The sequence below is a fragment of the Micromonospora sp. M51 genome, from assembly GCF_018070305.1.
Lineage (GTDB): Bacteria > Actinomycetota > Actinomycetes > Mycobacteriales > Micromonosporaceae > Micromonospora > Micromonospora parva.
Genome location: NZ_JAGPXZ010000080.1, coordinates 1 through 13,111 on the forward strand (window position 1 = coordinate 1; position 13,111 = coordinate 13,111).

Consider the following 13,111-nt stretch of genomic DNA (forward strand, 5'->3'; position numbering starts at 1 on the left):
GAGCGGCCCGCTGCGGGTGTTGGGGCTCAGCCTGCTGGTGGCGGTCGGCCTGTTCGCCCTGTCCCGACTGGTCGGCAGGGTGGTGCTGGACCGGCAGCTGGGCCGGGCCCGGCGCAGCGCCCGGGGTGCCCACCTGGCGACGGCGGTCTTCCTCGCCGGCCTGGGGGTGGCGTGGCTCCAGCAGACCGAGTGGGTCGTCTCGGCCTGGAACTGGATCTCCTCGAACTGATCCGGAGCGTGCACGGGCGGGCCGGTCGATGCCCGCCCACCCGTGCACCCGGTCGTCTCCCCACCAGGCAAGGTCGCTGCTTACCCGGCCGGTAGCGGTTCATCCGTGGCCGGCCGCTCCGACCGGTACCTCCTTCGAGGGCTCGGGTGCCCGCGATGGTGCAGCGGTCAGTGGGTGCCGCCGTGCCCCTCGGCGTCGGCTCGGGGCGACGCGACCCGGGCGGCCGGGTCCTCGACGCCGGGCTCGCCGCCGTCCGGGGCGACCGCGCCGTCGTAGTTGTAGAGCGGTCGACCATCGTCGTGCTGCTTGGTGGTCCTGATGTAGCGGTGCATCAGGCCGTCGATCTTCACCTCGACGAGTGCCTCGTCGCCGGTCTCGTGCGTGCTGCCGTCTCGGGGGCCGCCCACCAGGTGGGCTGTGGTGTTGGTGTCCATGCAGGGCCCCTACCCGCCAGGCATCTGGCGGAAACGGGTGAAATCCGCCCAGCGGGTGCCGCGCCCAATGAGTGGACGCGGCACCCGCTGAGGGATCAGCCGGCGGATTCCGCGGCGGCGTAGTCGCGGGCCACCCGGACCATCTCCACCAGTCCGCCGGCGTACTCCTGGGATTCGCCGTGCGCCTCGTCGAACGGCGGCTGGAAGCCGACGCCCTCCCACTGGTTGGTCGCCGGGTTCCACCGGTCGTTGCCGACCTCGAAGTCCCAGGCGAAGATGCCCAGCTCGTAGTAGAGCTGGTCGGCCGAGTTGCCGGCGGCGGAGTAGAGCACGTCGGCGACCGGTCCGGTCTGCGACGGCCAGGTCACGGTGCCGCGCTCCTGTGCGATGGCGCCGACGATCCGCCGGGCGCTGTTGAGGAACAGCGTCGACTCGTCGATCGACGGCCGGGGCAGGGTGATCCGCCCATCGGCCCGGTACGCCCCGGGCGGCCACATGAAGTACCCGCCGTAGGAGTGCACGTTCATCGCGAACTTGATGTTCGGGTGGTCCTTGGCGAGCGCGATCACGTTGCTGCTCTCCGCCTCGGACAGCTCGGCGGTGCCCGCGTAGTTGCCGGACAGGCAGTTCGCGCTGGCGCCCACGTAGCCGTCGAAGTACGACCCGACGGTGTAGTTGCGGTTGATGTCGACGCCCCACGAGGTGCGGTTCTTCGGGTCGCGGGCCGCCCCGGTGCAGTGGTTGACCAGGTTCTTGCGCTGGAAGTTGAAGTCGTTGAACGAGTAGTTCGCGCCGTCCGGGTTGACCGTCGGGATGACGAAGATGTCGACCTGTTCCAGCAGTTCACGGGTGGCCGGGTCGGTGCGGGCGTTGGCCAGCATCCGCTCGGCGAACTCCAGCGTCACCAGTGGGGTGGCCCACTCGCGGGCGTGTTCCTGGGAGTACGCGAGCACCCCGACCCGGGAGCCGTCCCGGTGTACGCCGAGGCGCAGCGCCTGCACCGTCCACGGCCGGGCGGGCACCTCGGTGCCCTGGAGGCCGTCGTCGAGTCGGGTTGGGCCGGCGACGGGCATCGGCAGCCCGGCCGAGCCGTCCTCGACGGTGGCCCGGAACCGCTCCGGTTGGCGGGCGTTGATCGCCGCCGCCACCTCGTCGGTGGTGCTCACCGTCTTGCCAGCGGTGTCGGTGGCCAGCGAGACGGTGAGGACGCGGTCGCGGTAGTTGACGGTCAGCGGTCGGTTCGCCCGGCCCGGGTCGACCGTCCGCACCTGTACGCCGTTCATGTTCTGGTCGCCGAAGCGGACCGACTCGACCACCACGGCGGCCACCGCCGGGTCGCCCAGGTAGCCGGCGGCGTTGCGTCGGTATCCCTGGGTCTTGTTCGGCAGGTCGATCACGTCCACCAGGTCCCGGTACTGGCGGGCCAGCCGCTTGATCCGCGCCTGGATGTCGATCGGCGTGAGGTACGCGTCGATGAAGTCCTTCTGGTAGCCGGCCGGCAGCGGGGGCGGGGAGGCGTTCGGCCAGAGCGCCGGCGTGACCACCCGGCTGACCCCGCCGAGGCTGGAGGTGGCGGTCAACTGGACCGGCCGGTTCGGCACCGGCTGGGGAAGGTTGTAGTGGTACTGGTACTCGCCCGAGTCCTCGAACCGGTACAGCGGGAACGACCCGGTGGCGCCGTCCGCCGTCCGCCAGCTGACCGTGATCTCCACGTCCGGGTCGTCGGTGGCGGTGGTGGCCACCTGGGCCTGCAGGAAGGTCTGCCCTCCGGTGGTCCACCAGTACGCCTGCTGCACCTGGAGGGTGTCCACCGCCGCGGCGGCGGTGGTCCGTTGGCCGGCGGCCGGAGCGCGCAGCCCGGCGGTGGTGCGGGCCTGAGCCGCGCGGACGCTGTCGGAGTAGTTCCGGGTGCCGTCTCCGGCACGCTGCACGACCTGCACGGCGGTCGCGCCCTGCGCGGTCAGTTCGGCGAGCTGCGTACCGGTGAGCACCAGGTCGGCGAGGATCCGCCCGTCGCGGGCGCGGGGTCGGTTGGCCAGGTCCGCGCCGGCGGCGACGAGCCGGTCCAGTTGGGCCTGATCGCGGAGCTGGACCCGGACCAGGGCGGTCTCGGTGGCGGTCAGGGTGATCGGGCTGGCCGGGGCAGCGGGTGCCGCCGCTGCCGAACCGGGATGGGACAGCACCGCGCTGATCAGGATCGCTGTGGTGGCGGCAGCTGTCCACCGTCGTCGGACGATCATGTGCCCTCCTGTGACGGACGTAGATGTGTGTGGTCCTTACACCAGTGCACAGATCGACAACTGTCAAGAGACGGGGTGGCGCGGACCCGCCGGGGCGAAGCTCACGGAACGTGGTCGCGATCAACCAATTAGGTCAGATGTCCTGCTTGTTCTCGCAAGTTGTGACGGCTCTTTACAGTGCCGCTACTCGATCTCTAATGTCTGGCCCACTATCCGGGCTTGATCACGGGGGTTGCTGATGCCTGGTTGGTTTTCGCCTGCGCCTGTTGCCGCGTTTTCCTCTCTCATCCAGCGGGCCAGTCACCACCGTGCCGGCCGCCGCTCGGGCATCGCGGCCGTCGTCGTGACCGCCCTGGTGGCGAACCTGCTGGTCGCGCCGGTGCCCGCCGCCCAGGCCGCGGCGCACCGACCACCCGCGCCCAAGGCGGTGTCAACGGTTCCGGTCACCGCTGTGCAGGCCCGCCCGGCCGGCAAGGCCGCCGAGCCGGCGCCGGCGAGCGCCAAGCCGGCGGCGGTCTGGCCCGCGGCGGGTGCGGCAGTGGTCGACCTGTCGACCGCGGCGACGGGGGAGAAGGTCCGGGCCGGCGGTTCATCGGTACGGCTGGCCGCCCCCGCCACCACGAACCGCTCGGCGACGGCGGGACCGCGCAAGGTACGGGTCGAGACCCATGACCGGGCCACCACGGACCGCGCCGGGGTCCGCGGTGCCCTCTTCTCGGTCAACCGGGCGGACGGCGCGACCGCAGCGGGCCCGGTCGACGTCACAGTGGACTACCGCTCGTTCGCGAGCGCGTACGGCGCCGACTGGGCGAGCCGGCTGCGGCTGGTGGCGCTGCCGGAGTGCGCGCTGCGTACCCCAGCGAAGAAGCAGTGCGCGGGTACGCCGCTGCCCTCCCGCAACGATCCCGCCGCGAAGACGGTCACCGCGACGGTTCAGGTGAGCGCGGCCACCAGTCTGGTCGCGGCGGCGGCAGCTGCGTCCGGGCCCGCCGGTGACTACTCGGCCACCCCGTTGCAGCCGTCGTCGACCTGGTCAGCTGGCGGTCACTCGGGCGCCTTCACCTGGTCGTACCCGATGCGGGTGCCGCCGGCCCCCGGTGGGCCCGCCCCGCAGTTGGAGTTGAGCTACTCGTCCCAGTCCGTCGATGGTCGCCACGCGGCGTCCAACAACCAGCCGTCCTGGGTGGGCGAGGGCTTCGAGGCCGGGTTCGGGGGTTACATCGAGCGGCGCTACCGGTCCTGCGCGGAGGACATGGACGGCACCGCCAACAACGAGCTGGAGACCGGTGACCAGTGCTGGGAAACCAACAACGCCACGCTGTCGCTCAGCGGCCATTCCGGTGAGCTGATCTACAACTCGTCGGAAGACCGTTGGCACCTGCGCAACGACGACGGCTCCCGGATCGAGCGCAAGACCGGCGCGGTCAACGGCGACAACGACGGCGAGTACTGGGTGGTCACCACCACCGACGGCAAGCAGTACTGGTTCGGCGCCCACCGTCTGCCCGGCTGGACGTCCGGCAACCCGGTGACCAACTCGACGTGGACGATGCCGGTGTTCGGCAACGAGACGGGGGAGCCCTGCCACGCCACCAGGTACGCCGATTCGGACTGCACGCAGGCCTGGCGCTGGAACCTCGACTACGTCGTCGACCTGCACGGCAACTCGATGTCGTACTGGTACGTGAAGGAGACCAACAAGTACGGCCGCAACCGGGACGCCGACGACGCCGCCAGCTACGACCGGGGCGGCTGGCTGGACCGGATCGACTACGGCACCCGGCGCGACGACGGCGTGGAGTCGGTGCTCAACACGCCGGCCCCACTGCGGGTCGAGCTCACCGAGGCGGACCGCTGCCTGAGCAGCTGCACCACCCACGACGAGGTGCGATGGCCGGACACCCCCTGGGACAGCGAGTGCACCGGGAGCTCCTGCGAGGACACCTTCTCTCCGACGTTCTGGACGACCAAGCGGCTCGCCTCGGTGACCACCCAGGTGCGCAACGGCACCGGCTACCGCAACGCGGAGCGGTGGACATTCGGCCACACCTTCCCGGACCCCGGTGACGGCACCCGGGCCGGTCTGTGGCTGGACAAGATCTCCCACACCGGTCTGGCCGGTGCCACCAGCACCGTGCCCGACATCGAGTTCACCCCGGTCCAACTCTCCAACCGGGTGGACACGATCGACTTCGCCGCGGCGATGAACTGGATGCGGATCGCGAAGATCCGCACCGAGTCGGGCGGCACCACGAGCGTCACCTACTCGGCACCCGACTGCGTCGCCGGTCAGACGCCGACACCCCACACGAACACCCGACGGTGCTACCCGGTCATCTGGATGCCGGAGGGCTACCAGAAACCGGTGACCGACTGGTTCCACAAGTACGTGGTGACGACCGTCTACGAGAACGACAACACCGGCGGGGCGCCGCCGCAGGGCAGCCCTCGCGTCGCCTACAAGTACGACTACTACGACGGCGCGGCCTGGCACTACAACGACGACGACGGGCTCGTCGACCCGAAGCACAAGACCTGGTCCGACTTCCGTGGCTACGGCCGGGTCGGGGTCACCGTCGGCGACACGGGCGAACAGTCGTACACAGAGACCCGCTACTTCCGGGGCATGAACGGCGACCGCGCCGCGCCGACCGGCGGCACCAGGTCGGTCACCATCGACGGGATCGCCGACGAGGACTGGTACGCCGGTACGCCTCGGGAGACCAGGACGTTCAACGGGCCGACCGGCCCGGTGGTGTCCCGGCAGACCAGTGATCCGTGGGCGTCCGCGGCGACCGCCAGCCGGACGATCAACGGGGACACCGTCAGCGCCCGGATTCTCCGGGTGGGCACCACCCGCGCGTACACCACGCTCGACGCCGGCCGTGGTGAGCGGGTCACCCGGACGACCACCAGCTACGACGCGTACGGGATGGCCGTCAGCGTCGATGACTTCGGCGACGACAAGGTCGCCGGAGACGAGCAGTGCACCAAGACGGACTACACGCCGCGCAACACCACGAACTGGCTGATGGACCGGGTCCACCGGGTTCAGCGCTACGCGGTGAAGTGCGCCGACGCCGCCACCCCCGGATCGTTGACCGAGGACGACGTCATCGGTGAGACCCGGACCTGGTACGACGGCAACGCCTTCGAGGAGGCGGCCACCAGGGGCCTGACCACCCGCACCGAGGAGATGGAGGCCTGGAACGCGGGCGCGCCGACCTTCACCACGGTGAACCAGGCCGGGTACGACGCGCAGGGCCGGATGACCTCGTCACGGGACGCGCTGAGCTACGAGACGAAGACCGCCTACACCCCGGCCAGCGGGGGTCCGGTGACGTCGACCGCGGTGACCAATCCGCTCCAGCACGTGCTGACCACCACGATCGAACCGGCCTGGGGCACGGCGACGTCGGTGGTGGACGCGAACGGCAAACGCACCGACGTGACGTACGACGGTCTGGGCCGGCTCACTGCCGTGTGGCTCCCGGGTAGGACGAAGGGCACCGACACCGCCGACCTGACCTACGGGTACCACGTCCGTAACGACGCGGCCACCGTGGTCTCCGCCTCGAAACTGAACGCGAAGGGCGACTACGTCACGGCGTACACCTTCTACGACGGGCTGCTGCGCAACCGGCAGACCCAGGCGCCGTCGCCCTCCGGCGGTCGCCTGCTCACCGACGTGTTCTACGACACCGCCGGTCGACAGGTGAAGACCTTCGCGCCGTACCACGCAGCCGGTGCGCCGGGCACCACCCTGGTCACGGCGACCGAGCGGGCCTTCGTCCCCACCCAGGACCTGACCGTGTACGACGGTGCCGGGCGGGTCACCGCGACGGTCTTCCAGCCCTACGACGTCGAGAAGTGGAGGTCCAGCACCTACTACGCCGGCGACCGCACCGACGCCACCCCGCTGGCGGGCGGCACCGCCACCTCGACCGTCACCGACGCCCGGGGCCGCACCGTGCAGTTGCGGCAGTACCGGGGGACCGTGCCGACACCGGGCACCGCCGGCAGTTGGGACGCCAGCACCTACACCTTCAACCGCAAGGGTCAGCTGACGAGCTTCGCCGACCCGGCGGGCAACGACTGGACGTACACCTACGACATCCGCGGCCGGCAGAAGACGGTGGACGATCCCGACGCGGGCGTCACCAGCCTCACGTACGACAACGCCGGTCGCACCGCCACCACCACCGACGGTCGAGGGAAGAAACTCGCGTACCTGTACGACCCGCTGAACCGAAAGCGCGCCGTCTACGACGACCAGGTCGGTGGGACCATGCGGGCCCAGTGGGTGTACGACACCCTCGCCAAGGGCCAGCTCACCCAGAGCACCCGGTTCGTGGGGTCGAGCTCGTACCAGGTCAAGACGACCGGTTACACGGACGCCTACCAGCCCACCGGCATCTCCGTTGTCATCCCCGCCTCGGAAACCGGCATCGCCGGCACCTACACCTTCGCCAGCAACTGGAACCGGGACGGCTCGTTGGCGTCGAGCACCTTCCCGTCCACCAACAGCGGCCTCCCCGCGGAGACCCTGACGTACGGCTACAACGACCTCGGGCTGCCCACCACAGTCGACACGATCTACGGAACGAGCAACCAGTCGTACGTCGAGGGCACCGACTACAACGCGCTCGGCCAGGTGGACCAGTACCGCTTCTGGACCGGCAGCGGCGGACGCGTCTGGCAGGCGTTCACCCGCGAACTGGAGACCGGTCGGCTGACCGGGATCCGCACCGACCGCGACACGGTGGCGCCGAACATCGTCGCCGACGTGCGCTACACGTACGACCCCACGGGCAACATCGTCAAGACCCAGGACGTCACGCCCGATCCGGTCGATGACACGCAGTGCTTCGGCTACGACCAGCTGCGCCGACTCACCGAGGCGTGGACCCCGGCCAGTGGGGACTGCGGCACCGCGCCGTCCGTCGCCGGCCTGGGCGGCCCGGCGAAGTACTGGCACAGTTGGACGTTCGACAACGTCGGCAACCGGCGTACCCACACCGAGCACACCAGTACCGGGAACGCGACCACCGACTACGCCTATCCGGCGGCGCGCAGTCCGCAACCGCATGCCCTCTCCGGCACCACCGGTGCCCGTACCGGCTCCTACACGTACGACAAGAGCGGCAACACCCTCACCCGACCCACCGACTCCTCGGGCACGCAGACCCTGACCTGGGACGTCGAGGGTCGCCTGCAGACCTCCACCGACAGCACCGGGGCGACCAGCTTCGTCTACGACGCGGACGGCAAGCGGCTCATCCGCCGCGACCCGACCGGTAGCACTCTCTACCTCCCGGGTCAGGAGATCCGCTACACCAAGAGCACCGCCTCCACCGCGTGCACCCGCTACTACGCCCACGCGGGCGCCACCATCGCCTCCCGCACCACCGCCGGCCTGAGCTGGCTCAGCAATGACAACCACGGGACTGCCCAGGTCAGCGTCAACGACACGTCGCAGCAGGCGAGCATCCGGCGGCAACTGCCGTACGGGAAGGACCGTGGCACCGGTGTCGCCTGGCCCAACAGCAAGGGCTTCGTGGGCGGCACCATCGACAACACCGGCCTGACCCACCTCGGGGCACGGGAGTACGACCCCACGATCGGGCGGTTCGTCAGCGTCGACCCGCTGCAGGACCTGAGCGATCCGCAGCAGTGGCACGGCTACGCCTACTCCAACAACAACCCCACCACCTTCAGCGACCCCAGCGGCCTCATCCCCGCCGACTGTGCCGAGATCGTGGGCGGCTGCCCCGACTACCAGGTCGGCAACGAGAAGGCCAACCGCAAGAACAGCAAGAAGAAGACCTGCTGGCCCATCAAGTGCAGCAGCGTCATGAAACAGAAGAACCCGAACATCCTGGGTCACGTCATCCTCGTACCGCCGACCATCGACCTGGACCGGTTCACCGAGCTCTGGGCCGACTCCCAGGCGGAAGTGCTCGGCATGGCCGCCGGCTGGGACCCGAGTCAGGTCCTGCACCAGGAGTTCCAACTGGCGATGCAGGTCTGCGGGGAGATCGACGACGAGGCATGCCACAAGTGGATTCAGGACGTCCTGTGGCCTGGCTACTGGGCGACCATGATGCCCCTGCCCGACGACGACGGAGTCGCCCTGCCGGTCGGCATGACGGCCCTGGGACGCGCGGCGCTGCCCCCCGGTGCCCAGCTACCGACGCAGACCGGCCTCAAGCCGGTGTGGCAGCAGGGCGGTCCGTGCAGCTTCGCCGGCACGACCGAAGTCCTGATGGCGGACGGCAGCACCAAGCCGATCAAGGACATCAAGGTCGGTGACGAGGTGCTGGCGACCGACCCGGTCACCGGTGAGCAGGGGCCGCGGACGGTTGGTCACCTGTGGGTCCACGAGGACGACATGGTGGCGCTGTCGGTCGACGGCAAGGTCCTGGCGACGACCGAGGACCATCCGTTCTGGAACGCCACCGACAGGCAGTGGCAGCCGGCCGCCGAGCTCGACCGTGGCGACGTTCTGCGCACCGCTACCGGCGAGGGCGTGGCCGTCGACGGCCCGGCCCTCGAATGGGTGGGACGAGGCCAGGCCTACAACCTGACCGTCGCGGATCTTCACACGTACTATGTGCTCGCCGGCAAAACCCCGGTGCTCGTCCACAACACTGGCTGCGCCCCGGACCTCGGCCCGAAATGGAAGCCGCGTCCCGAGACCGAAATTCCCTGCAGCACTGGTTGCGAGCGCGTCGCTGCGCAGGTTCAGAAAAAGATCGGTGGTGAGATCGTGACCATCAGGCATGGAAACTTTTTCCTCGGCAAGTATCGGGGCCAGGATACCGGATGGTATACCCACACCGTAGTTGTCAAGGACGGCCGAGTCTTCGACGCGTTCAGCGGCAGAAATGGCGTCCCGATCAATGAGTACAAGGGCTTGTGGGAATACAATGACACGATCCAGTTCGGATTCTGAGGTGCGGGCTGTGGAACTGCAACGCACTCTAGAGCTACTTCGGAGGCGCCCCGGGATGCTTGGCGTTGACGGGTCGTTCGGGCAGACCGCCGCGTTTCTCGAAGGCGTGAACGTCGGGCAGCAGGGCGGCCTTCTCCAGGGGTTTCGGGAGTGGCTGGTGGTCCAGGTCGGCGACGGCGCCAATCTCACCTGGCGCGCGTTGGTAGTGCGCCTCGCCAACGGAGAGAGCGGCAGCGGCGGGTCAGAGGGCCCGTCCGCGGATGATGAGCGGCGGATCACTAGGGTTCTCTTTGATCAGCTGGACCAGTTTCTGGCCGCCCGTGAATCGACAGACGGGCTGTTGAAGATCTACGACAACTATCTGAAGTGGCTTCGACGTCAGGATTGGTACACGCCGAACAGTCCGAGCTACCTCGACTAGTCGGAACTGGCGCGCCGTAGGGCCGGGTAGTGAACGAGCCCCACCGTCGGTCTTCGTGGCCAGTTCGATCGGCGACTGCTCAACCTGGGGCCGCGGTGGGCTCGTCCTCGCCGCGGCCCGCGGGAGTCGCTCCGGCACGCTGGGCCGGCTCGTGCCGGTCGATATCCTCCCCGTCCGGTGCTCCGTTGATCCGTTGACAACTGCGCGAGTTTCGGAGCAACCCTCCGAGCCGGACCCCGCGTGACTAACTCGAAACGGGGATCGGAGGCCTGAATGAGCGACCGCGACGAGGCGTTCGCCGAGTACTTCGCGGCACGGTCCGGGGCCATGCGCGGCACCGCGTACCTGCTGTGCGGCGACTGGCACCGGGCCGAAGACCTGGTCCAGACCACGTTCGTCAAGCTCTACCGGGTCTGGAACCGGATCTCCCGGCACGAGGTGCTCGACAGCTACGTGCGTCAGATCCTGGTCCGGACCTTCCTCGACGAGCGCCGCCGCGGTTGGTGGCTTCGGGAACGGGTGGGCGGCGAGGACACCGAGCAGGTGGCCCCGTCCGACTCGCCGGAGAGCCGGCTGGTGTTGCTCCAGGCGCTGGCCCGGGTGGCACCGCGGCAGCGGACCGTGCTGGTCCTGCGGTACTGGGAGGACCTGTCGATCGAGGATGTCGCGGCGCTGCTGGAGTGTTCTCCAGGGACGGTGAAGAGCCAGGCGGCACGCGGGCTCGACACGTTGCGCGGCCTCCTGGCACCCACCTACAGCGGGATCGAGATGGGGGAGCGATGAACGAGGAACAGTTCCGCGAGGGGCTGCGTAGCGAGATGGCGGGCATCACCCCGCCACCACCATTGAGTACGACTGCCGCGCTCGGCGCGGCACGACGGGCGCACGTCCGCCGGCGCGTGGTGTGGGCGTCGCTCGGCTCGGCGGCCGTCGTGCTGGCGGTCAGTGGCTTCGCGGCCGTCGCCACTCCGGACGGTCACGTCTACGAGCCGGCGGGCGGTGGGCCGCTGGTTGCTCCGGACACCAAGGAGCCGTGGCCGACCGGGCCGAACGGGCAACCGCAGGAGGACCGGACCGCGCGGGCCGGCTCCAAGTACGACCAGGGAGCGCACCTGCTCAGCGAGGCTGTCGCTGTCGTACCCGCCGGTTTCACCACGCCCGACGACCCATCTGGTCAGTCCGCCGAGCAGCGGACGCTGCGGACCCACCAGGCGCAGTTCGAGGCCAGGGTGGACGGCGCCGACGTGTGGAGCTACTCCACTTCGGTGGCCGTCGCGCAGGGCCGCAGCACCGGGCGCGTTGTCGTCGAGGTGCACGACGCCGGCAATCCGAGGCCGACCGAGCCGTGCGACCTGGCCCAGACGTTCTGGGGCATGCGGGGCGAGTGCCAGGTCGAGACCGTCGGTGCGGCTCGGGTCGGCGTGGTGGTCCGACCGGGCAGCGACGACCGGCTGGACCAGTGGTCGGCGTACCGGCATCCGGACGGCGTGGTGGTGTTCGTGGCGCAGGGCGTACGGCTTGACGAGAGCCGGCCCGCGTTGACGGAGCTGCCGTTCTCCGTACCGCAGTTGGCGGCGCTCGCCGTCGACGAGAGGTTCCACCTGAAGTGACACGGCAACTCGGTTTTGCCGAGTGGGTCCAGGTGCCGAGTTCCATCGGTTCACCTGGGCCCTGCTGTGTCTCAGGGCCGCCGCGACGGTGACCTGCGCGTCCTTCTCAGCGGCGTGCCGTGAGGGGGACGAGGACGAGCACGGCGAGGCCGAGCATGGTGGCGCCGACGGCCCACCACCAGAAGAACCCCGAGAAGACCGAGGCGACCAGGAGCCCCACGCCGAGACCGGCCAGCAAACCAAGTGCGAACAGGACCCGTGGCGGTAGGGCGAGGTGCGGCAGGCGTCGCACCACCAGCACCTCCAGCCAGGTGCCGCCCGCCGCCAGCAGCGCTGCGCCGACCCCGTCCACGGCGGACAGCCCGTGACCCTCGCTGATGGGTACGAGAACGCTGCCCTCGTCACCGGCCGGGACGAAGAGGACCAGCACACCGACGACGATGAGCAGAGCGGCAGTGAAGACCTGCCTGCGTGGGGCGCCCGCACCAACGGATGACATCGCTATAGTCTCGGCCGTCCACCATCGTCTGCACAGGCGCCGTATCGGCGAACATCGAACGTCTGGCGCCCCGGCTGGCGCTGTCGGCCGCGCGCAGCAGTCGAAGCTGCGCGGCTGATCTGCTCGTTGCCGTCCCGGCCAGCTGGAGGGGCCATCTCAATGTCCCTGGGAACGTTGTTCAACGACTTCGTCAGGGGCGTGGCGGAGCAACTGGCCGGGTACGGCTTCGAACAGGGGAAGGGCCGCGTCTTCCGTCGGTATTCGGCGGCGGGCGACGCGCTCGTCGTCGAACGTGACGACGGGCGATGCGGATTATTTGCCAAGTGGGCCGGTAGACACACCCGCGCCGACGGTGTCACGGCGTCGATCAGCCGGGCGACTCGGAGCTATGCCGAAACGTCCCAGCGGGCAGTTGGTCCCGCTTGGCGGGACAGTCGCCCAGGATTTCGTTCGCCGGTTCGGCCAACTGCGCCGCACCACGATGGGGAGATGTGAAAGGCCCAGGTGCCGCGATCATGCGGTCCACCTGGGCCTTCGCACTCGGAGCGGGCGACGAGAATCGAACTCGCGTAGTCAGTTTGGAAGACTGAAGCTCTACCATTGAGCTACGCCCGCGTGCATCCCGCCGAAGCAGGACGCACCCCTAGCGTACCCAATGCCGGAGCCCGACGGCTAACCGCGCCTCCGCCCCGCGGTGCCGCGTCGTCCCCCACGCCGCGGCAA

The 13,111-nt window shown here is 69.5% G+C and carries 7 protein-coding genes, 1 tRNA gene and 1 pseudogene; 5 read left to right on the forward strand and 4 right to left on the reverse strand.

All coding sequences use genetic code 11. The features are described from left to right. Positions 1-229 (forward strand): annotated as a pseudogene (locus KBX53_RS07070) (hypothetical protein); the annotation flags it as partial. Between the two features lie 167 nt (positions 230-396). Here KBX53_RS07070 and KBX53_RS07075 read toward each other — a convergent pair. Both KBX53_RS07075 and KBX53_RS07080 read right to left on the reverse strand, forming a co-directional pair. Continuing rightward, a complete protein-coding gene (locus tag KBX53_RS07075) occupies positions 397-663 on the reverse strand; it encodes a hypothetical protein (protein WP_030333524.1) in 267 nt (88 codons plus the stop codon). Positions 664-758: 95 nt separating this feature from the next. Continuing rightward, positions 759-2,903: a M14 family zinc carboxypeptidase gene (locus KBX53_RS07080; protein WP_210858197.1), complete on the reverse strand. Its 2,145-nt coding sequence runs from the start codon at positions 2,901-2,903 to the stop codon at positions 759-761. A 343-nt stretch (positions 2,904-3,246) separates the two neighbouring features. On the opposite strand from KBX53_RS07080, the gene KBX53_RS07085 reads away from it, so the two are divergent. The 4 genes from KBX53_RS07085 to KBX53_RS07100 all read left to right on the forward strand — a co-directional run bounded on the left by KBX53_RS07085 (position 3,247) and on the right by KBX53_RS07100 (position 11,889). Next, the gene (locus tag KBX53_RS07085; RefSeq protein WP_309140723.1) at positions 3,247-9,858 is read left to right on the forward strand and encodes a polymorphic toxin-type HINT domain-containing protein; all 6,612 of its coding nucleotides are present in this window, start codon (positions 3,247-3,249) and stop codon (positions 9,856-9,858) included. Positions 9,859-9,868: 10 nt separating this feature from the next. Further along, positions 9,869-10,279 carry a hypothetical protein gene (locus tag KBX53_RS07090; RefSeq protein WP_167337308.1) on the forward strand — a complete coding sequence of 137 codons (411 nt, stop codon included), beginning with the start codon at positions 9,869-9,871 and terminating at the stop codon, positions 10,277-10,279. A gap of 273 nt (positions 10,280-10,552) precedes the next feature. Then, entirely contained in the window at positions 10,553-11,062 is a 510-nt protein-coding gene (locus KBX53_RS07095; RefSeq protein WP_030333531.1) for a SigE family RNA polymerase sigma factor, read from the forward strand. Beyond that, entirely contained in the window at positions 11,059-11,889 is an 831-nt protein-coding gene (locus KBX53_RS07100; RefSeq protein WP_210858199.1) for a hypothetical protein, read from the forward strand. Before KBX53_RS07095 ends, KBX53_RS07100 begins: the two co-directional genes overlap by 4 nt. A 106-nt stretch (positions 11,890-11,995) precedes the next feature. On the opposite strand, the gene KBX53_RS07105 is transcribed toward KBX53_RS07100, so the two are convergent. Both KBX53_RS07105 and KBX53_RS07110 read right to left on the reverse strand, forming a co-directional pair. Continuing rightward, positions 11,996-12,388 (reverse strand): hypothetical protein, encoded by a 393-nt coding sequence (locus KBX53_RS07105; RefSeq protein ID WP_210858200.1) that lies wholly within the window; start codon positions 12,386-12,388, stop codon positions 11,996-11,998. A gap of 544 nt (positions 12,389-12,932) precedes the next feature. Continuing rightward, positions 12,933-13,003, reverse strand: a tRNA-Gly gene (locus KBX53_RS07110). Positions 13,004-13,111: the final 108 nt, after the last annotated feature.

Bases quoted from the DNA above. Each gene is read 5' to 3' on its own strand.
- KBX53_RS07095 (WP_030333531.1), top strand. From the start codon at position 10,553: ATGAGCGACCGCGACGAGGCGTTCGCCGAGTACTTCGCGGCACGGTCC.
- KBX53_RS07105 (WP_210858200.1), bottom strand. From the start codon at position 12,388: ATGTCATCCGTTGGTGCGGGCGCCCCACGCAGGCAGGTCTTCACTGCC.
- KBX53_RS07100 (WP_210858199.1), top strand. From the start codon at position 11,059: ATGAACGAGGAACAGTTCCGCGAGGGGCTGCGTAGCGAGATGGCGGGC.
- KBX53_RS07080 (WP_210858197.1), bottom strand. From the start codon at position 2,903: ATGATCGTCCGACGACGGTGGACAGCTGCCGCCACCACAGCGATCCTG.
- KBX53_RS07075 (WP_030333524.1), bottom strand. From the start codon at position 663: ATGGACACCAACACCACAGCCCACCTGGTGGGCGGCCCCCGAGACGGC.